At 47.3% G+C, this 20,626-nt stretch carries 15 protein-coding genes; 12 read left to right on the forward strand and 3 right to left on the reverse strand.

Annotation, left to right across the window (positions count from 1 at the left end; all coding sequences use genetic code 11):
- From ACWIP2_RS03935 to ACWIP2_RS03965, 7 genes are all read left to right on the forward strand, one after another.
- On the forward strand, positions 1–2,925 hold a 2,925-nt coding region (locus ACWIP2_RS03935; protein WP_448518600.1), incomplete at its 5' end, for a T9SS type A sorting domain-containing protein.
- Between the two features lie 364 nt (positions 2,926–3,289).
- The gene (locus ACWIP2_RS03940; RefSeq protein ID WP_448518601.1) at positions 3,290–4,444 is read left to right on the forward strand and encodes a glycosyltransferase; all 1,155 of its coding nucleotides are present in this window, start codon (positions 3,290–3,292) and stop codon (positions 4,442–4,444) included.
- Positions 4,445–4,544: 100 nt separating this feature from the next.
- On the forward strand, positions 4,545–5,291 hold the full coding sequence (locus ACWIP2_RS03945) for a thioredoxin fold domain-containing protein (protein WP_448518724.1): 747 nt from the start codon (positions 4,545–4,547) through the stop codon (positions 5,289–5,291).
- A 94-nt stretch (positions 5,292–5,385) separates the two neighbouring features.
- Positions 5,386–5,736: a 4Fe-4S dicluster domain-containing protein gene (locus ACWIP2_RS03950; protein WP_448518602.1), complete on the forward strand. Its 351-nt coding sequence runs from the start codon at positions 5,386–5,388 to the stop codon at positions 5,734–5,736.
- Entirely contained in the window at positions 5,723–6,469 is a 747-nt protein-coding gene (locus tag ACWIP2_RS03955) for an MlaE family ABC transporter permease (RefSeq protein ID WP_448518603.1), read from the forward strand. Before ACWIP2_RS03950 ends, ACWIP2_RS03955 begins: the two co-directional genes overlap by 14 nt.
- A gap of 32 nt (positions 6,470–6,501) precedes the next feature.
- On the forward strand, positions 6,502–7,245 hold the full coding sequence (locus tag ACWIP2_RS03960) for an ABC transporter ATP-binding protein (RefSeq protein WP_448518604.1): 744 nt from the start codon (positions 6,502–6,504) through the stop codon (positions 7,243–7,245).
- Positions 7,246–7,314: 69 nt separating this feature from the next.
- Entirely contained in the window at positions 7,315–7,716 is a 402-nt protein-coding gene (locus ACWIP2_RS03965) for a hypothetical protein (RefSeq protein WP_448518605.1), read from the forward strand.
- Positions 7,717–7,719: 3 nt separating this feature from the next.
- Here the strand turns inward: ACWIP2_RS03965 and ACWIP2_RS03970 are convergent, their stop codons facing one another.
- Positions 7,720–10,674: a PD-(D/E)XK nuclease family protein gene (locus tag ACWIP2_RS03970; RefSeq protein ID WP_448518606.1), complete on the reverse strand. Its 2,955-nt coding sequence runs from the start codon at positions 10,672–10,674 to the stop codon at positions 7,720–7,722.
- A 129-nt stretch (positions 10,675–10,803) separates the two neighbouring features.
- On the opposite strand from ACWIP2_RS03970, the gene ACWIP2_RS03975 reads away from it, so the two are divergent.
- The gene (locus tag ACWIP2_RS03975; protein ID WP_448518607.1) at positions 10,804–13,842 is read left to right on the forward strand and encodes a TonB-dependent receptor domain-containing protein; all 3,039 of its coding nucleotides are present in this window, start codon (positions 10,804–10,806) and stop codon (positions 13,840–13,842) included.
- Between the two features lie 183 nt (positions 13,843–14,025).
- Here the strand turns inward: ACWIP2_RS03975 and ACWIP2_RS03980 are convergent, their stop codons facing one another.
- Both ACWIP2_RS03980 and ACWIP2_RS03985 read right to left on the reverse strand, forming a co-directional pair.
- The gene (locus ACWIP2_RS03980) at positions 14,026–15,717 is read right to left on the reverse strand and encodes a bifunctional metallophosphatase/5'-nucleotidase (RefSeq protein WP_448518608.1); all 1,692 of its coding nucleotides are present in this window, start codon (positions 15,715–15,717) and stop codon (positions 14,026–14,028) included.
- A 5-nt stretch (positions 15,718–15,722) separates the two neighbouring features.
- The gene (locus ACWIP2_RS03985) at positions 15,723–16,478 is read right to left on the reverse strand and encodes a DUF2490 domain-containing protein (RefSeq protein ID WP_448518609.1); all 756 of its coding nucleotides are present in this window, start codon (positions 16,476–16,478) and stop codon (positions 15,723–15,725) included.
- A 539-nt stretch (positions 16,479–17,017) separates the two neighbouring features.
- Here ACWIP2_RS03985 and ACWIP2_RS03990 point away from each other — a divergent pair.
- From ACWIP2_RS03990 to ACWIP2_RS04005, 4 genes are all read left to right on the forward strand, one after another.
- Positions 17,018–17,851: a PP2C family protein-serine/threonine phosphatase gene (locus tag ACWIP2_RS03990; protein WP_448518610.1), complete on the forward strand. Its 834-nt coding sequence runs from the start codon at positions 17,018–17,020 to the stop codon at positions 17,849–17,851.
- Positions 17,852–17,887: 36 nt separating this feature from the next.
- Positions 17,888–19,219: a DUF58 domain-containing protein gene (locus tag ACWIP2_RS03995; protein WP_448518611.1), complete on the forward strand. Its 1,332-nt coding sequence runs from the start codon at positions 17,888–17,890 to the stop codon at positions 19,217–19,219.
- 267 nt (positions 19,220–19,486) lie between these two features.
- Positions 19,487–19,693 carry a hypothetical protein gene (locus ACWIP2_RS04000; RefSeq protein WP_448518612.1) on the forward strand — a complete coding sequence of 69 codons (207 nt, stop codon included), beginning with the start codon at positions 19,487–19,489 and terminating at the stop codon, positions 19,691–19,693.
- 4 nt (positions 19,694–19,697) lie between these two features.
- Positions 19,698–20,498: a TIGR02757 family protein gene (locus ACWIP2_RS04005; protein ID WP_448518613.1), complete on the forward strand. Its 801-nt coding sequence runs from the start codon at positions 19,698–19,700 to the stop codon at positions 20,496–20,498.
- Positions 20,499–20,626: the final 128 nt, after the last annotated feature.

Consider the following 20,626-nt stretch of genomic DNA (forward strand, 5'->3'; position numbering starts at 1 on the left):
TATCGCAACAATACGGGCATAGGGTTGAGCTATCCTTATACCATACCCGGCGTTATTTCCTTTACCGGCACTAATCAAACGCCTTCCACAGGGTTTTACTATTACCTGCACAACATTCAGGTTTCGGCTATTGGTTGCGCCACTACGCCGCGTACCCCCGTGCAAGCCATTCCCGGTCCTGCGACGGCTACCTTGTCCGCTTCATCTACCTCTTTTGAACTTTGCGATGGACAAACCGCCAGTCTCAACGTAGCCTTGACGGGGCGCGCGCCATGGACGCTGACCTATACCAACGGTACGACCAACACAACGGTAACCAACATTACAACCTCACCTTACGTAATTACCGTAAACTCAGCCGGCAACTATTCGCTCGTATCTGTTTCAGATGCCAATAATTGCACGACGGGCAATACGGTAAGCGCTAACGTGATAGCGGTTACTACGCCGGCGCGCATAGCGGTATTGAACGGCGCGACGACGCTCGCTTCGGGCGATGCGATTAACATGGGCGCTACCACCTACGGAACGCCGATAGACCTGACCCTGACGATAAATAACACCTGCAACGGAACACTGAGCATTACCTCGCTGCCTACCACAGGACAATTTAGCGTCATTGGCGCTACCCTACCTATCAACATTCCCGCCGGAGGCTCGGCTAACCTTAACGTGCGGTTGTTAGCAAATGCGGTTGGCGCAGCTAACGGCACGCTGACCATCAATAGCAATGCTACTAATGAACCTGCATTTGTCATTAACCTCACAGGCACGGTAAATAAGGCGACAGCAACGTTTACAGCCAATAACAGAACCGCGTTTGTCAATCAGCCGATTCCTACGCTGACTTTTACGGTAAGTGGTTTGCAGTTTGGGCAAACGCTGGCAACTTCGGGCATTACCGGCGCGCCTGTTTTAGCTACTGTGGCAACAAACGGCAGCCCTGTAGGCACTTATCCGATCACGATTGCAGCAGGCACTTTGGCTTCTGCCAATTACGATTTTGCCTTCGTAGATGGCACGTTGACAATCATGCCTCTCCCAGTGCCTATCTTGCCGCCGCCGTCCGCTCTGAATCTTAGCACGCTGCCTGTGTTGCCCAACACGACGTTCAACCCGAACGCAGGTTTGATTAATCCACAGATGCAGTTACAAAACGGCAACTTGGCGCTGCGCAGCGTTTCAGGTCCAGCAATTCCCGTATTTGAGCGCGGACAATTCCGCGGCTACCGCATCACAGGCGCAGGCACGGTTTGCTTCACCTTCTTTGGCGAATCGGGAACGAACAGCCGCGCGCAAGTGTGCTTCACGGTAGCCCCCGCCGCTTGCGATGAGATTGACTTTGCCGCTTTGAGCGATGTGGCATGGAATACAGCCGGTCAGCGATTGGTTGCTACTTCTCCCTGCGGCGGTGTAAACTTCCGCGTCATCAGCGGCCCTGCCGACGTAGCCGCAGGACTCGTTCGCCCCATGCCGCGTCAAGCAGGAACGGTAACTGTGGAAGCTACTGTCAATGCTGCTTCTTTGGATGTAAACCGCGACGGCACGCCTGATTATGTAGCCCCTGCCCCTGTGCAGCGCAGTTTCCGCGTGCTGCCGGTGGGACAAACCATCACCTTTAACGCCTTGCCTGTTCCTCGCGCCGACGTGGGCGTGCGCCTGCCTTTGAGGGCGTTTGCTTCTTCGGGCTTACCTGTAACGCTGACTGTCGTATCGGGCAACGGACGGATTGAAAACAACGTGTTGGTCATCACCGGCGCGGGTGAAATTGTGGTGGAAGCTACCCAAGCGGGCAATGAGGCATGGTTGGCAGCCGCGCCTGTGCGCCGCAGCATAGAAGGTGTAGAACCCGTTCGCGCGCTGTTGCCGCAAACTATTGCGTTTAACCTGCCGTCAGGCAACCTGCAAAACGGCTTTGCGCTTGCCGCTGTTGCAAGTTCAGGATTGCCGGTGAGTTTTGCCATCGTCGAAGGTCAGGCATTCGCAAGAATTGAAGGGGGCAATGTGGTGATCACAAGCCGTCCGCGCCAAATAACGCGCATCACCGTTGAAGCTACGCAAGGGGGCAACGAGGTGTTTGCCCCAGCCGAGCCGGTGCGTCGCAGTTTCCGACTCTTGCCCGAAGGTGCGCAAACCGTGCTGTTGTCCACAGGGGCATTGTGTCAGGGCAGCGCGATTCGCGCGCAGATTACAGGCGACTTTGGCACAGATGCCGCGCTTCGTTTGATTGTATCAGATAATCAGGGCAACTTCACCGGCGGGGAAGGCTTTGTAGATGCCCGCCCTGAAAATGCCAACACGTTGATAAGCTATCAGACGCACAACTTGCCTTTGGGAACATATCGGGTGCGCATTGATGTGGTAAGCGCCGAAGGTGTGATTATCGGTACGCCATCAGCAGCGAGCTTCCAGTTGGTAGCCACCAACCAAATACTGGGTATCATGCAGGGCTTATCGGCACAAGGCAGAAGAACGCTGACCTCTACAATTGCTACAGGCAATAGCTGGACACGGGATGGTCAGCCGGTAGGCAATACGCAAACCATCGAAGCCACGCAGCCGGGTTGGTATCAGGTAACGGTGCAAGCAGGTAGCTGTACGTTCATGTCAAGCGTGTTCATCTCAGAGAACGGCAGGGTAGAAGCGGCAGCGTCAGCGGTCAATGAACCCGAAGGCAGAAGCGGCTTCCGCGTGTATCCGAACCCAAGCAAAGGCGTTTACACCTTGCAAGGCAGACAAGCAGTGGACGGTGCAGCTGAAGTAGTGATCAGCGACATGCAAGGACGCATCATCAGCCGCCAGACCATCAGCGGTCGTCAGTTCAATGAAACCGTTGACATCAGCCACATGAACAGAGGCGTTTACCTGTTGCAAATCCGTCAGACAGACGGCAAAGTCTGGACGGAGAAGTTGGTGAAAGAGTAAAGCTATACGCTGTCGGCGGTTGCAAGACCTCGACAGCGTATAATTGTGGTTGCTAAGATCTTACAAATGTCGCTATTTGCAAAAAAGACCTGATAGCTCCTTGCGAAGCCATCAGGTCTTTTTTGTTGAACGGCAGGAGTGATAAAGAATGATAGAAGGCATGACCTATTAGCGTTTCCGAGTTGATGGATCTGATGGTAATATTGCTCAGCGAAATCTTTCATTTTGCAAGCATAATGTCCGAAATTTGCGAGAGGTTACAGAGAGAAGTTTTTAAATGCCCGCATCAATCAAGCAAAAGCCTACTCATGTTATTGTTACCACTTTCTGGTCATATAAAGATGCCTTAGTGCAGAATTGCACTTTGCCATATCTGAAAATTATACATAAAAATTTACCTGCAGGCAGCAAGATATTTCTGCTAACCTTAGAACAGAAAAGATTTGCCATCACCGCAAAAGAGCATAAAGAAATACAGAACGAACTTAGGCAATGGAATATCATCCATCGTAGCTATCCGTATTTCAGCTATGGTTTTCGCTCTTACCTAAACTGGATTCGTATTGTTATACGTCTATTGGCAGATGCATGGCTGAACCGCGTTCGATACATACACGCTTTTTGTACTCCTGCCGGTATGTCTGCTTACTTGCTGTCGGTGCTGACCGGGGCTACTTTAGTAATGGATTGCTACGAGCCACATGCAGAGGCTTCCGTTGAAAATAACGATTGGCAGCGCAACAGTTTGCGGTTTCGATTGTTATTTTGGTTAGAAAAACTACAGTCGCATAGGGCATCCTATGTGCTTTCTAATACGGAAGGTATGCGCAACTATGCCTTAGATAAATACGGCGCTACTTTTTCACATTTTTGTGTCCGCCCAAACTGTACCAACCTCGATCAGTTCTCTGAAGCACATATCAAGAAAGCTGACTTGCTTGCCAATTATGGTTTTACGGATAAAATTGTTGGCGTGTACGCAGGTAAATTAGGCGGAATCTATCTGAAAAAAGAAGTATTCGACTTTTTCAAGGTTGCTCATGAGCATTGGGGCGATCGTTTTCGCATACTACTGCTGACCTCCCATACCAGAGATGAGATTGAGCACATGGCAGCAGAAAGCAATCTGGACAGCAGCATTATTACCTCGCTTTTTGCGCCGCATCACCTTGTGCCTGACCTCATGGGGCTTGCAGATTTTGGCATTACACCCGTTAAACCTGTGCCAACCAAGCGTTACTGTTCGCCCGTGAAAGACGGTGAATACTGGGCTTTGGGCTTGCCTGTTGTCATACCCGCAGGCATTGGCGATGATGCCGATATTATTGCCCGTTATGATATTGGTGCAGTGCTTCCTGCACTGAACACAACTGCCTACCGAGAAGCAGTCATAAAAATTGACAGGTTATTACAGGGCGATCGTGTAGCTTTACGAGCTAAAATTCGCCATATTGCAGCACAGTACAGAGGCTTTCATATCGCGGAACGAGTTTACGCAGATATTTACGGAAATGTATAAGTATGCGATAACATCTCTGTTTTTTTGGAATCAACTTTGGTAGCAATTAAAAAAAGCTGAAGCCATGCACAAACAAAAAAAGGTTATTTTTTTTCTGTTGATGTTTTTGCTCATCGCAGGTTGGATATGTGCGCAGCCCTTGCAACATTTTCAAGGATCCTATACGGCATTACAAGCAAAAGCTCGCAAACAAAATAAGCCATATTTCGTGTTTTTTTACACCAATTGGTGTATGCCTTGTCGAAAAATTATGCAAGAAGGATTCTATGATAAAAACCTGATTGCCTATGCCGATGAACATTATCTTTCCTACACCGTAGATGGTGAGTCGCAGGTATCGGAAGGCAAAAAACTTGCTACTTTTTACAATGTTTATTTCTATCCGATGATCCTCGTGTTTACCCCACAGGGAAAAGTAGTAGAACGAATGGACGGCTATCTGAAGCCTGAGGAATTGCTGGCACTGCTGAAGCGAAATGTAAATCTGCGCGGCGAGCCAACAGGGGAGTACCTTTACCGGAACGACGATCCGCCCATGTCGGGGCGTTTGCAACCAACGGGTAAAGGCTTATACAAAGTTTACATAGAAAAGCAGCCTTCCAGCGGATATGGCTGGCAAGTAGGTGTTTATCAGGATTACGAGCAGGTGTTCAAAGAGATGGAAAGGTTGCAGCAAAGGCATCACCGCAATATCATCGTACACATTGGAGAACAGAGTGGGAAAACAGTCTATCATCTGATTTTGGGTCCTTTCAATTCCCAACGTGCAGCACTTACTTATGGCGAGGTATTAGAAAGCCGCTATGGCGAAAAAGGCAAGATCGTTCTTTTGGGTACGATGAAGTAAATGATAGATCCCTTGCCCACTCTTATTTGCATAGCTTCACAGCCCTGCTTAACTTTGTGTAATCAACTTGCTTAACTTTTAAAATTCTCCTGCTATGGCTATTATGATAACTGACGAGTGCATCAATTGTGGTGCATGTGAACCCGAGTGTCCCAATACCGCTATTTACGAAGGCGGAGTAGAGTGGACTTGGGCAGCTGGTACAGAACTGACAATGGTAGAATTAGAGGGCGGTGTGGTAGTAGACGGGCATGAACCTCAAAAGCCCCTTTCTGATGAATTTTATTACATCGTTACTGATAAATGCACCGAGTGCGTAGGCTTTCACGAAGAACCACAGTGTGCCGCCGTTTGTCCTGTAGATTGCTGCGTTCCCGATCCGGATGCGGTAGAAACACGGGAAGAATTACTTGCTAAAAAATCATGGCTCCATGCCGAAGTATAATCCATTAGAAAGTATAGGTGCCTACCTGACCTTCCTCTGGCGGGCCTTTACCAACCGCGAGCCGCTGAGAGTATATTGGAAACTATACATTGATGAGTGTATGCTTATTGGTATAGACTCGCTGACAATTGTGGTTATCACTTCTACTTTCATTGGTGCGGTAACGGCGGTTCAGACTGCCTACAACTTAGTAAGCCCTTTGATCCCGGTGTATATTATCGGTTTGATTGTGCGCGACATGACCATCCTCGAACTTGCCCCGACAGTTACTGCCATTGTATTTGCCGGAAAAGTGGGGTCTAACATTGCCGGGCAACTCGGCACCATGCGTATTACCGAACAGATAGATGCACTGGAGGTTATGGGGATTAATTCCACTTCGTTCCTCGTCCTGCCTAAAATAATTGCGGGCATCACGATGTATCCCCTGCTGGTTATTTTGGCAGGCTTTTTAGCAATTCTGGGTGGTTATCTCGCCGGAACGATTGGTGGGCTAATTACTCCTGATGAATATATTTACGGTATTCGTGCCGATTTTATAGAATTTAATGTAACTTTTGCGCTAATTAAATCATTTGTATTTGCATTTTTGATTACCACTATTTCTGCCTATCAGGGATATTACACACAAGGTGGCGCACTTGAGGTGGGCATATCCAGTACGAAAGCAGTTACTAATAGTTGTATCGCCTTATTGCTGGCAGACTACCTGCTGGCAGAACTTTTAGTTTAATCTGCCTAAGTTTAGTTTAATCTGCCTAAGTTGTGATTGAAGTAAAAAATATCAATAAATCATTTGGCAACAAGCAGGTCTTGTTCGACGTAAGCGCGGTTTTCTACCCCGGTGTTACCAATATGATTATCGGCGGCAGCGGTACAGGCAAGAGTGTCCTGCTAAAAAATATCGTCGGGCTGGTAATACCCGATTCAGGACATGTTTTGTTTAGCGGACGTGATTTTCACAACGCTACACGCGAAGAGAAAAAGTTGCTGCGCCGAGAAATTGGGATGCTGTTTCAGAGTGCTGCTTTGTTTGACTCTAAAACTGTGGAAGAAAATGTGCGTTTTCCGCTTGATATGCTCTCCGACATGTTGCCCGATGAAAAAGAGGATCGCGTAAACTTCTGCCTAAAGCGGGTTGGCCTTGAGAACGCCAATAAAAAAATGCCTTCCGAGCTAAGCGGCGGAATGAAAAAGCGCGTGGGTATCGCCCGTGCAATAGCCTTGCAAACCAAGTATTTGTTTTGCGACGAGCCAAATTCAGGACTTGATCCGCTAACTTCCATCATGATAGATAACCTGATCCATGAAATAACTACCGAATATAACATCACAACCGTTATTGTTTCGCACGACGTAAACTCGATGATGGAAATCGGTGAACATATCATTTTTATGTATCGCGGCGCCAAACTCTGGGAGGGCAACAACGAAACTATTTTTCACTCAGGAGTAAAAGAGTTAGACGAATTCATTTTCTCTAACAAATTGATGCGAAGGTTTAAGTAACGCTTACATCATTTTTATTTTTGCAGAAAAATAACTATCTTTCATTGGTAAACCAAGCGAAAAATAGTTATGGACTATGTAACTATTGACGAAAGCAAATGGCCTATAGTGCTGATTACTTTCAATGAAAACGAACCCACTGTCGAAGAGTTTGACAGATATCTTGACCAAATATATGAACTCTATACCAGAAGGCAGCCCGTTTGCTTTGTTCTCGATGCGACAAAGTCAAAATACCTCTCTTCCGAACTTCGCATCAAACAAGGCAACTGGGTCAAACAGCACAAAGAATTGATTGCCGAATTTCAGCGGTGTATGATTTTCGTTATCCCTAATATGATGGTGCGCTTCATATTTGATGCTGTGCTACTGGTTTCGCCGCTGCCTACACCATATCTTGTGGTAAAGAGCGTTGAGGAGGGCATGGCAGAGGCTGCGCGCATTATGCGATCATCCATGACTGCCCCGTAGCCGCTATCCATCCCCTTCGCTTGCTGCAATGTTTCGCTCCGCAAATGGAACTGCAGGATTCAGCATCTCAGAAATGATTTTTTGGATAAAATTTTCTACGTAAATATTGAATTCAGATACATTTAGCGGCTCGTCTTTCAGGGTATAAGGCTGAAAACCCTCGTTGAGTTTGCGGAAAAAGTAAAATCCTGATATAATGTTGAAATCAGCGGCAAATTGTGCGGCAGCGGCAGGTATTTTTCCTCCTGATCCGTTTTCTAAATATCTGATCAGCAGATATTTATAGATCAGTAGTTGAACTACTTTACTCTTGTCGGGATTAGTGAGCAGTTCATCGAGATTGGCTGCGCTAAGGTCTGTTTTATTGAAAGTTCCTGTCTTATAATCTATAATGCGCAGTTTTCCATTACAAATATCAATACGATCGGCAGTTCCCTTGAGTAAAATTGACAGTCCAGTATTTTCTCCCGGCACGCGAACAGTGAGCGGCACGCGCAAGTCGGTTTCCTGCGCAAGTAATTCGAAGGGGGCAATATCTTTTTCGTTCTCAAGAAACCGCTCAATTAACCAACCTGCAATGTATTTGAGCAAGTAGTTTTTGCCTTTATCGGTAATGATACCGCCTTTTATTTCTGTAATTGCCTCGTTGAGTAGCTGTTCTAATTTTTCGGGTTGTTGGATAAGCGCCTGAATGGTTTGGGAATTGAGTGTCTTTTGTTCATAATCTTTGAATAGTTTCTCCAGCGTTTGATGCACCATCGAGCCAAAAGTATGCTCCATCATTTCTTCCTCCATTTCTTCAGGCTCGCCCAGCGCGAGGATATACCGCTGGAAAAATGCCAACGGGTTGTCTATGTACAGGTTAATTGCAGACGGGGGGATACCTTTTTGCAAGTATTCGCGCACCATTGCCAGCACTTCGGGCGTTTTCTCAACTTGTAGCATAGGCCTTGCCTTTTCGGGCAGGTTGAGTTGCACGCTGTATTGATTGAGGCTAATGTTTGGATATTTGGCAAGTTCAGCCTCCAATTGGGTAATGTAGCGACTTTTTTCGGATGTGTTGATACCTCTGCCGCCAACTGCATCTACATATACCAGCGTTACGTGGCGGGCATGATGCAGTAAACGGTAAAATGTGTAGGCGTAAGTAGCATCGTTTTCGGTGTGCGTAGGCATTCCGAAGCGCTTGCGAATATCCATGGGGATAACCGAGCCAAACTGCTTGCCTTTGGGCATGATACCTTCGTTGCAGGAAAGAATGATGAGGCGTTCAAAATCCAGCGTGCGGCTTTCCAGCATTCCCATGAGTTGCAAGGGGCTAAGCGGCTCTCCCGTAAAAGGCACAACCGCACCGCGAATAGTTTCATACAAGAATTGCTGTAGCGTGCGGGCGTTGATTTGCGTCTTATATGCGCCTAAAACACTGTCTATGCGTTTGAGCAGGGTAAAAAACTGCAATAAAAATTCACTTTCAAGAATATTATTTTCACCATCGAAAAGCTGTGAAAGCACCTCGCAGAGGTCGAAAAGCGCTTGTAGTGCGCGATCGGCGCGGTTGTCCCACCAACGGAAAACAGTGTGATAAAAACTCGTCCCTTCGCCCCATTCCAGCAGGGTTTGCAGCGGAACATATACCAGATTTTCCTTTTGAATATGGATCAGGTGTTCTTGTACCTTGTCGTAGTCTTGTGCAAATTGTGTAGAATATTGCAGGTACGGATGGCGAAGTAGCTTGAAAATATCGCGGAAGTAAACTAATTTTTGTCCGTTTTCATCGGTTGAAAAATTAGACTGCATAGAAAAAAGGTTATCAATCAGGCTGAAGAATGGAGTTTTCTCCATCGAAAGCCCCATCGTAATATTGAGATACTCTTTGGCAGGCAAATCTGCCTCGCCAACTGCAACAGTCGGCAGGGCATACAGCATAGGCAGGAGCATACTTTCATCGGGTAGTAAAACGCCTACATAATTAATAGCCTGTTTGAAAGTAGTAATACCTTCGGCTGTTGAGGGTGCTTCTCGAATTTTTTCCAGTATGGCGCGGTGCAGCAAGTCGCCACAGAGTTTCGCCTGTGTAACTTTATTGCTGACTGAAATTATATCAATTTGTTTAGGTTCGTTGAGCAAGGCGTTACCCCAGCGATAGTCTGTAGGGATGAGTCCTTCGCTTTTGTGGCGACGCAAGTAAAGCCCTGCCTCATGGGGCGGTTGTTTGGCAATGTAAAACTCGTCGGTATCCCAATAGAATTCTGCAATACCTGCCTTTTTAAAGCGTTGAAAAATTTCGGTTTCCGCAGCTGCCAACTGGTTAAAGCCTATGAAAAAAACTTTTTTAAGTTGCTGTTTATCAATGATTTGTTTAGAATTTTCTGCAACAATTCGGTAAGCCATACCCAAGTAGGCGCTGCGTTCGTCGAGCAGTTTGCTACGAAAGTGGAAATAAGTTTTTTTGAGGTACTGCCAAAACTGGTAATAAGCACTGACTGTACTCTGGTCGCCTATTCGGGCTTGCACATAGGCAACATCCTGCCCCAGCTCCTCTGCCCAGCGTTCAATGGCTTTGGCTTCTTCTACATAGTCAAACAGTTCTTCAGCCACGACCAGATTTTTGTCAATCAAATCAAAGTCGCGCAGTAGGGCAGCGCCGAGTGGGGCAAAGCGGTCAAGGTTATGATTGGGGTCTGTATCGAACAGGCGGTAACTTTCGTAAAGCGAAAAAAGCAGCGACACCTGATCGAGAATGGTCAGTCCGGCAATGCGAGCCACGAAGTCATCAGCAGCCAAAATTTCAGGGGCAAGGAACGAGTGCGGGGCTACTTGTGCTAAGTATTGCTTCATGTAGAGGCAGGCACGCCGCGTAGGGAGCACCAAATGCCAAGAAGCAAGTTTCTCCCAGCCCTCCGCTGCGATATGATCATTTAGCAAACTGTTAGCAACGCGCTCAAGAAAGACAGACATAGTTTACAATAATTGCGACGAAATTACAAAGTATTATTTGCCTGTCTTTTGTTAGTTTGTAGAAATTGATTTAAAATTGGAACATACAACCTGATAACCAATCATTACTCATTCAAAACAGTGAAGAAAATGTTAGCAAAACTTACAAAACAAGTATGCTTTGTCTTGGGGCTGCTATTATTAATGGCGGCACAGGCAATGGCGCAGACAACTGTAACCGGTAAGATAACGGATGCAGGATCGAAGGATGCACTCGCGGGTGTAAACATCAAGGTGAAAGACCGGGTAGTAGGCACAATTACTGATAGTAAAGGTAATTTCTCGTTGAAAGTGAGCAGCCCGCCACCTTTCACACTACAAATATCTATTGTAGGCTATCAGAGCAAAGAGGTAGAGGTTACCTCTGATGGTATGAACCTCGAAATTGAATTGAGTGAGCAGACAATCATGGGGCAAGAAGTAGTCGTTTCTGCATCCCGCGTTGAGGAAAGCGTACTCAAGTCGCCCGTTACGGTAGAGCGCATGGACATTATGCAGATTCGCGAAACGCCCGCTGCTAACTTCTACGATGCTTTGCAAAATATGAAAGGTGTGGAAATGAGCACACAGAGTTTGACTTTTCGTTCGTTCAATACGCGTGGCTTCAATGCTAACGGTAACGTGCGTACAGTACAGATGATTGACGGTATGGACAACCAAGCGCCGGGTTTGAATTTCCCGGTAGGTAATATTGTGGGTATTTCGGAGCTGGATCTGGAGTCGCTGGAACTGTTGCCCGGCGCTGCTTCTGCCCTTTACGGACCCAACGCAATCAATGGTATCATCTTGATGAATTCTAAGAGTCCGTTCCAGTATCAAGGTGCGAGCGCTTATGTGCGTGCAGGTCTGATGAACGAAAGAAACCGTTTGAAGCCCGGTACTACCGATGAGCCTCTGGGTTCTACAGGTATGATTGATGCGGCAATTCGCTATGCAAAATCTATTAACGACAAACTGGCATTTAAGATTAATGTTGGTTACTTGCAAGCTGACGACTGGCAGGCATCAGATGTGCGCGACCAGAGCTTGCTAAATGGCTTCAACGTTAGCACAGGCAACCGCGCCAACAATCCGGGCTATAATGGAGTAAACACCTACGGCGACGAAACAAACGTTAACCTCTTTGCCTCTCTGTTTGGCAACGGTCAGCCGGGCACAGGCGCAGGTGGTACTTCGCCTTTCCTTGCTGCCATTGCCGGTTTCCGTTATCCTGCCGGTTTGCCGGGCATCGGCGGCGCTTCTCTGACGCAGTTAACAGGTCAGACACCTCAGCAAATTTTCCAAGCCATTATTCCTAACACTTTCGTGTCTCGCACGGGCTACAACGAACGCGATCTGGCAGATTATACAACCAAGAGTTTGAAATTTAACGGCGCTTTGCACTATCGCCTGAACGACAAAGTAGAAGCTATTTTGCAAGCAAACATAGGTGCAGGCACTACCGTTTACACAGGCGCTGACCGCTACTCGCTGAGCAACTTCAGTTTGTCGCAGTACAAAGCCGAAGTGCGCGGGTCTAACTTCTATGTGCGTGCTTATACAACCCGCGAAAACTCAGGCGATTCATATGCAGTCGGTACGTTAGGTGCAGGTATCAACGAGGCATGGAAGCCAAGCACAACATGGTTCCCTCAATATTTTGGTGCATTCGGTCAAAATGCCCTAACTACTTATGCTACCACTTTTGCAGGCGCTTTAGGTCAAGGTCGCACCCCGGCAGAGGCAGTGGCGGCGGCGGCAGCAGCAGCACAAGCAGGTTTCAACAATTTCCATCAGCAAGCCCGCAGCATTGCCGATCAGGGTCGTTTCCTGCCCGGAACACCTGAGTTCAACCGTGCATCAGAGGCTGTGCGCAGCCGTGCTATTCCCGGTAATGCACAAGGCGTAGGTGCTCGCTTTACCGACAAGACCAGCCTGTACCACTTGGAAGGTATGTACAACTTCTCTAATGAGATCAAATTTGCTGAAATTATCGTCGGCGCTAACTACCGCGTGTATGCATTGAATTCTGAGGGTACGCTCTTTGCACTTCAGGACGATGGAAATGAGTTCAATATCAGAGAGTTTGGCGGTTATGTACAAGCCTCTAAAAAACTCTTTGAAGATAGACTAAAACTCACCGGTTCAGTACGCTATGACAAAAACGAAAACTTCAGAGGTCAGGTAAACCCGCGCGCCTCCGCTGTATTGACCGTAGCCAAAGACCACAACATCCGCGCCTCTTACCAAACCGGTTTCCGCATCCCGACTACGCAGAACCAGTACATTGACTTATTGACTCCTCAGGCACGTCTGTTAGGAGGTTTGCCGCTGTTCCGCGAGCGCTACAACATGATTAACAACCCTGTGTTCACATTGCAGTCAGTACAGGCATATGGCGCTGCTCTGCAGAGAGGTGTTCCTGAAGGAGAGGCGCGTAACTTGTTAGAGCAGTTCCAATTCCGCGAGTTCGAGCCTGAGCGCGTGCGCTCATTCGAGGTTGGTTACAAGAGTTTGATTAAGAACAAACTCTCAATTGATGCTTATTACTACCGCAGCACATTCCTCAACTTTGATGGTGGTGCAGTAGTCGTACAATCCAGACAACCGTTGGCTGCAGATGCTCCTCGGTTGCCGCTCCTGAGCGCTGATACTCGCAACGTGTACAGCTTCCCTGTCAATAGCACCGAGCAACTGAACAGCCATGGTTGGGCTTTGGGCTTAGATTATGCACTTCCTAAAGGCTTTGCTATCGGTGGTAACGTATCTTACAACGAATTGCTCAATACTGATCAACTGCCTGCCGGTTTTGAAACAGCTTTCAACACACCTCTCTACCGCTACAACTTGTCGCTTTCTAACCGCAACTTAGTTAAAAACCTGAGCTTCAGCGTAAACTACCGCTGGCAGGATGAGTTTGTATGGCAAGGCACTTTTGTAGGCCCTGTGATTCGCGGCGCGCAACAGAGCATTGTGCCGGCGTTCAGCACATTAGACGCGCAAGTGAGCTTGAAAATACCTTCTATCAAGTCTATTGTGAAGCTGGGCGGCAGCAACCTGCTCAACCAAAGCTATACACAGGCTTGGGGTAACCCTTCAGTCGGGGCAATCTACTACCTACAGATCACCTTTGACGAGTTCCTGAACTAATCGGACGTACTCGTTTCATAACCAAGAAGATGAACACAGCGGTCTGACCCAAAGGGTCAGACCGCTATTGAAAATGTAGCACAGACTTCAGTCTATAACCATCTGATTGTCAAGTATTTCAATGATCACAGACTAAAGTCTATGTTACTTTTCGGACAGCCTCTTCTTGCTTAAAAAGCAGGTTTACTGGAATTGGTAATCTACGCCGCGCACCTGTGTAAGCAGTTCTTGCGAAACATCTAAGGCTTTGGCAGCAACAGCAGGACGAGGCGTTACGGGACTGTTTGCTTTCAGATAATCCCGCATGATTGTGTGCAGCGTAAAAGGTGTGTTTTTTGTATTTTTGACTCCCTTCATTCGGCACAATACATCTTCCGGGTCGCCGTCGCGCTCGCAGGCGCACAGGGTGTAGGTTTTATTGAGGTCGAGCGGTTCGTCATTGATCAATACACTTTGTACGCGCTGCCCTTTTTCCCCATGCGCAAAGAAGGTGATCTTCATACCTTTAAATTTGATTACCCAGCCGCCGAAACGCTCGGCTGCATTTTTTGCGAATACATTGTTCAGTTCTTTCTCCAACCACTCGCTGATTTGCTTGCCGCTTGCCTGCGCCACACGCACTACGCTATCTACAGGCAGCATTTCATATAAAAAGGCGCTATTGATTGGTATATTACCCGTTTTGTCGGGGGTAGCCCGGGGCGAACAGAAGCGAAACCCATTTGAAAGCACAATATCTACATTGTATTCCTGCTTGAGTTTCCAGTGAAGCGCGTCCAGAATCATGGTGTCAATTGTATTTTCAATCACAAAATAACGATACAGCGGTAGTGTACTGTAGCCGATGATGGTGTTCAAATCCTCTAAAAACGGTTGTTCGTTTGCTGCAATGAGCGCTTCCATTTCCTTGTCTGCTTTGTAGCGCGAACTGCTGATTTCTACCAGTTGGTATTCGTCTTTGACAACTTTGCCGTTTTCTACGGTCAGCTCCAGCCTGCCCACAAAAGAGCCGAATGCTCCCGGCTCGACCACTTTGGCATACTTACATACAATTGGTGTGCGGACACGTTCGTGGGTGTCTCCGCCAAAAATATAGTCTACGCCCTCGCAAACAGGCAGATTGGCTAAATGAATCTGTTGCGACAAACCCAGATGAGACAGCAAAATCACAAAAGCGCACTGTTCCTGATTGCGCAATACATCCACATAGTAGGCAATATTTTCTTCGGGTTGGGTGTAAATAATGCCTTTGCTGTAGTTAGGCGATTGGCGAAGCGGTACCATCGGGTCGGTGTAGCCAATAAATCCGATTTTGATGCCCTTCACATGCCAGATGTGGTAAGGCTGGAAAATAAGCTCGCCTTTTTTACCGTCCAGATCGTGGTACATATTGGTGCAAACTTTGGGTGCGTTTAGCGAACCAAGCAGTTGTTGCATGGCTTTTTTGTAGTAAACTACCTCCCAGTTGCCGGGCAGGTAAAGATCATAGTTAAGCCGATTGAGTATAGGTATGAGCGCTTTGCCTTTGGTTTTTACCGAAAGTTCGCTGCCCTGAAACATGTCGCCCGTATCAATTAGAAAAGTATGCGGATGCTTTTTCCTGAACTCGCTCAGATAGGTCGCCAGGTGCGCATAGCCGCCTGTTTTTCTAAAGACAGCCTTGCCGTTTTCCCAGAATAGTTCGTCGTGTGCGTGTAGTTGGCAATGAACATCTGTTGTTTGCAGTAAATTAATTGTAAAACTCTGATTTTCAAGGTCTGTTGCTTGCTGCTTAGCAGAGCCTTCCGCTGAAAAAGGCAAAGTAGAAAAAGCTGCGCCGCCAATACCAATGGCGCTCAGTTGCTTGAGAAAATCTCTGCGTTCGTGCTTGTTCATGGTCATTAATTTTTGTGTGACTTGGTTTTTCCTGAAGGAAGAGTATAATAAAAATGTGTGATGATGTTGTTCTCATCTATATGGCGCATCTGCTTGCGCATGAGCCGATTGATGTACACATAGCCCAGTTCTATGCGCCAGCCGGGCATGGGCTTGTAATTTAAGTTGAAAATCAGGCGGTTATGATCATAGCGTTGGTTTTGTTCTGCACCAGACGTGTTTATGAATAATTCTTCGGCCAAGACAAATTGCCATTTTGAATCGAGACGATAGCGTAGGCCAATTCGCTGTCTGAATCTCATCATGTCATTGTATAAACCTGTAAAATGCCTGTATTCGATCCATGAGCGAATGGCTAAAGTTAGCTGATCTGCCAATATAGGCTGCCACTCGGCAAGCGCCGAAGGGCGAAACTCGTGCCGCCGAGGCATATCAGCATCGGCCGGTGTACAAATAATGGGGCTCGACGTGAACCATGCCAGCGGAGAGATACCCACAGAAAACAGCTCGGATGGCTTCCAATAGGCAAACAGCCGAATGCTGTGCATCAGATGCTCATTTGCCAAATAGCGCTGCGAATAGTCAAACGGGTTATTCTGCAAGCGGAGCTGTGCTTCCAGTTCGGTATGAAAGACCGTATTAATTGGCTTGCTTACAGAAAAGCGCGTCCACCAGTTGGTGCGTTCCTGACCGTAAACAAATGCTAAATCAAACCCTGTATGGGATAGCACAAGCAGGAAGATCAAGCTAAATTTAGACATATTTTCATATATACATGCGTGTATGTGTAATGATAACAACTTTATTCCACACATGCAAGATTTCCGCAATTCGTTTAACTTTGGGTAAACGATACGATATGTCGCTGCGACCCTTACTTGCTGCCAGCCGAAAAGAACTCAATCAGATTTCTTTTCTGCCGTCGGGACGGTGAACACCAACGGACTGCCTGACGAGGAGCAGTATGCAAACGGAAGTGTCGTGCAGCGAGCCGCAAGCCGACCTACCGCCCTGTAAAGATGGGTATATACTGACCTCGCTTAGCGTACATTATCAACTTTGCGTACATCATATTCATCAATATTATTTTCTTCGTTGCTTTTTGCGACAAGCCATTGCTCAATTTTTTATCTCCAGCGAGTTTCCGGGCTTTTTCGTAGTTGGTTTGGTGTCTTTTTCGATCTCTATCTTTCGTTACTACATCCTGAAAAGTAATTTTATCAACAGCTTGGCACTAAAGAAGACTTTATAGCAATTAGATGAGAAAAATCAGAGTCTCGAGATAGCGCAGGCGGAGCTGATGTCGCAGCAGGAGGAAATTCTGGCACAACGCGACTTTATTACCGTACAAAACAGCGATTTAGAAAACAAAAATCGCATGATTACAGACTCGATCCGTTATGCGCAGCGCATTCAGCAGGCTATTTTGCCGCTTAATGATGCTTTGGCAGGACTGATTCCCGAACACTTTGTACTTTATCAGCCGCGCGATATTGTAAGTGGCGATTTTTACTGGTTACAGGAGAAAAACGGCTACCTCTTTATTGCTGCCGCTGATTGTACAGGACACGGTGTGCCGGGTGCTTTTATGAGCATGATCGGCAATAACCTGCTGGAGCAAACCGTTGTGGAGCGCAATATTCTCTCACCCGATGCTATTCTTGCCGAAATTCGCCTCTCCTTGCAGAAAGTGCTCAAGCAGCGCGAAACCTCTAACAGAGACGGTATGGATATTTCAATCATCCGCATTGACAAGCAGAAAAAGGAACTGATCTATGCAGGCGCAAAAAGTCCGATACTGTTCATACAAAACGGCAGTCTTAACTACATAAAAGGTGATTTAATCAGCATTGGTGGCGATGAGGCTGCCAAATCGGTATTCACCAACCACTATTTTTCTTTTGAGCAGCCAATGACTTGCTACCTGTTTTCCGATGGTTACCAGGATCAGTTTGGCGGCCCCGATAACAAACGCTTTGGCATCCGTCGGCTGCGCGAGCTATTCGCTGAAATTCATAACCTGCCGATGAGCACACAAAGACAGATAATGACAGAGACATTAGAAAGCTGGAAAGAGCAGACTATGCAAAAACAAATTGATGACATCATGGTGATTGGTATGCGCCTGGCATAATTGCTTTTTGCTATTTTTATTCCTATAATTCCAGCTATGCGCCAACTTGCTGCTACTTACCTGCAAAACCGTTTGCTGTTTGCCTGCGGTCTCCTGATTGCTCTTTTGGCTGTTGCTTTCAGTATCGAATGGTTGTTTTTGCCTGCCCGCATATTGGTAGGGGTGCTGCTGATGCTTGTCTTGCTGGACTTTGCGCTGCTTTTCGCCCGAGCCGATGGACTTACTGCACGCCGGATCATGGCGGACAAACTCTCCAACGGTGAGCAGAATCTGATACAAATTGAGGTACAAAATAATTATGATTTCAAGATCAGTCTCGAATTGCTGGACGAAGCGCCCGAACAGTTTCAAGCACGCAACCTGCAACTGCGCAGCAGCATAGACAAGGGACAAAGCCTCAACCTACAGTACTATCTGCGCCCTACCAAACGCGGAACTTACAGTTTCGGTGCGTTGAATGTATTTGTCAGCTCACCGATGGGGCTGCTGGCGCGTCGCTTTCGCTTCGAAGAGGGCAGGAGCGTACCCGTTTATCCTTCTTTTCTGCAAATGCGGAGGTACGAACTCATGGTCATTTCCGACCGCCTGAAAGAGGCAGGACTGAAGCGACTCCGCAAGATCGGGCAAAATATGGAGTTCGAGCAAATCCGCGAATATGTTATCGGCGACGACTACCGTTCGCTGAACTGGAAAGCTACCGCCCGCCGCAACCAGTTGATGGTCAATCAGTTCCAGGACGAGCGCTCGCAGCACGTATACAACGTAATTGACAAAGGACGGGCAATGAAAATGCCTTTTGAAGGGCTGACGCTATTGGATTATGCCATTAATGCGTCTCTGGTCATGTCTAATATCAGTTTGCTCAAAGGCGATAAAGCGGGACTTATTACGTTCAATCATCGGATTGGTACAATGTTGCCTGCCGAACGCAAGCAGGCGCAGATGCAAAAAATTGTAGAAGCACTCTACAGCCAAAAGACTTCCTACAAAGAGCCTGACTACGATCTACTTTTTTCCACCTTGTTGCAAAATATCAGGCAGCGCAGTTTGCTGATTATTTATACCAATTTTGAAACACAGGCTGCTTTGGAACGGCAGTTAGTCGGGCTGAAAAACTTGGCCAAGCGACATTTGGTAGTGGTAGTCCTTTTTAAGAATACCGAGCTTTCCAAATTATTGCAGCTTAATCCGCGCAACTTGGAAGAGGTCTACATGAAAACGACTGCCGAGAAATTCATGCACGAAAAAGATCTGATTGTCAGGCTGTTGGCGCAGCACGGGATCTATTCAGTACTTACAGAACCTGCACAGCTAACGGTTAATACGATTAACAAATACCTCGAATTAAAGGCGCGACATCTGATATAAGTGGCTGCAAACTATGCGGCACGTCCTCTTGGACATATAACCGGTCCAATATCCACAAGAGGCTGTCCAAAAAGTAACATAGACTTTAGTCTGTGATCGTTGAAGTGCTTGATAATCATACGGATACAGACTAAAGTCTATGCTACATGTAGCCTTTCTGGACAGCCTTTACGGAGCGGAAAAAAAGGGCAGGAATAATTAAAACTGCATGGTAGATGATTCGTTTGAGTATAACTTTCTGTTTTTCGTATTTTTAACCCGTTGTTAATGCCTTCTTCGCAGGTATTTATGGCAGCGCGTGCAGATGCGGGCAGTCGTGGGGCATACATGGCGCTGCGTGTAATGTCTTATGCCGGTGCGCATATCTTTGCACCTGTCATAGGCACTTATCCGCAAGAAAACTTCGGCTTCGGTGTGCTTTGCAGGCGCTTGGCTTTCGCCTGCTTGCCCGCAACTGATAATTCATTACATTGACAAAATGCGTAAAAAAGACCTGCAAATATTGCTTGATGAACAGGCAGCATACTACAACCGCCCCGAATTTATTGCAGATGACCCGATTCAGTTGCCGCATCGCTTTGAGCGCTTGCAGGACAGGGAGATCATCGGGCTGTTTGCAGCTGTATTGGCTTGGGGACAGCGGCAGATGATCATCCGCAGCTCCGAAAAAATCATTGCGCTAATGGGCGGGCAGCCTTATCGCTTTGTGCTGCACCACCAACCCGATGACCTGATACCGCTGCAAAATTTTGTGCATCGCACTTTTAATGGTACAGACTTGCTCTATTTCATTCACTTTTTGCGTTGGTACTACGAGCACCATGAGAGTTTAGAAACGGCTTTCAGCGACGGCATCAGCCCTCGCGACCAAACCGTAGAACAAGGACTGATTCATTTTCATCGGCTGTTTTTCAGTTTAGAAGATGCGCCCTCGCGGACGCGCAAGCACATTGCCACGCCCGAACGCAAATCTGCCTGCAAGCGGCTGAATATGTTTTTGCGTTGGATGGTTCGCCGCGACGAGGCAGGCGTGGACTTCGGTTGCTGGCAGCGCATCAGCCCTGCGCAGTTGGTATGTCCGCTGGACGTACACGTAGAGCGCGTAGCACAGCGACTTGGGCTGCTCAAACGCACCCAAAGCGACTGGCAGGCTGCTCTCGAACTGACTGCGAACCTGCGTAAATTCGATAAGAACGACCCCGTGCGCTACGACTTCGCGCTGTTCGGGCTGGGGCTGGCAGACAAAGGCTACCAACTGCCGCCTAATTCAGTACTTTAAAACGCGCTGTAAAAGTTTCCACCGCAAAGTCCGCTAAGTTTTACGCCAAGCACGCGAAGTTTTTTTCTGATGGTCTTCTTCTTTGTGTATTTTGCGATTGCACCTTTGCGAACTCTGCGGTAAAAAGA

The organism is Rhodoflexus sp., from assembly GCF_053489755.1.

Coding starts and splice junctions, on each gene's coding strand:
- ACWIP2_RS03945 (WP_448518724.1), top strand. CDS start 4,545: ATGTTTTTGCTCATCGCAGGTTGGATATGTGCGCAGCCCTTGCAACAT.
- ACWIP2_RS03950 (WP_448518602.1), top strand. CDS start 5,386: ATGGCTATTATGATAACTGACGAGTGCATCAATTGTGGTGCATGTGAA.
- ACWIP2_RS03955 (WP_448518603.1), top strand. CDS start 5,723: ATGCCGAAGTATAATCCATTAGAAAGTATAGGTGCCTACCTGACCTTC.
- ACWIP2_RS03965 (WP_448518605.1), top strand. CDS start 7,315: ATGGACTATGTAACTATTGACGAAAGCAAATGGCCTATAGTGCTGATT.
- ACWIP2_RS03970 (WP_448518606.1), bottom strand. CDS start 10,674: ATGTCTGTCTTTCTTGAGCGCGTTGCTAACAGTTTGCTAAATGATCAT.
- ACWIP2_RS03975 (WP_448518607.1), top strand. CDS start 10,804: ATGTTAGCAAAACTTACAAAACAAGTATGCTTTGTCTTGGGGCTGCTA.
- ACWIP2_RS03980 (WP_448518608.1), bottom strand. CDS start 15,717: ATGAACAAGCACGAACGCAGAGATTTTCTCAAGCAACTGAGCGCCATT.
- ACWIP2_RS03985 (WP_448518609.1), bottom strand. CDS start 16,478: ATGTCTAAATTTAGCTTGATCTTCCTGCTTGTGCTATCCCATACAGGG.
- ACWIP2_RS03990 (WP_448518610.1), top strand. CDS start 17,018: ATGTCGCAGCAGGAGGAAATTCTGGCACAACGCGACTTTATTACCGTA.
- ACWIP2_RS03995 (WP_448518611.1), top strand. CDS start 17,888: ATGCGCCAACTTGCTGCTACTTACCTGCAAAACCGTTTGCTGTTTGCC.
- ACWIP2_RS04000 (WP_448518612.1), top strand. CDS start 19,487: ATGCCTTCTTCGCAGGTATTTATGGCAGCGCGTGCAGATGCGGGCAGT.
- ACWIP2_RS04005 (WP_448518613.1), top strand. CDS start 19,698: ATGCGTAAAAAAGACCTGCAAATATTGCTTGATGAACAGGCAGCATAC.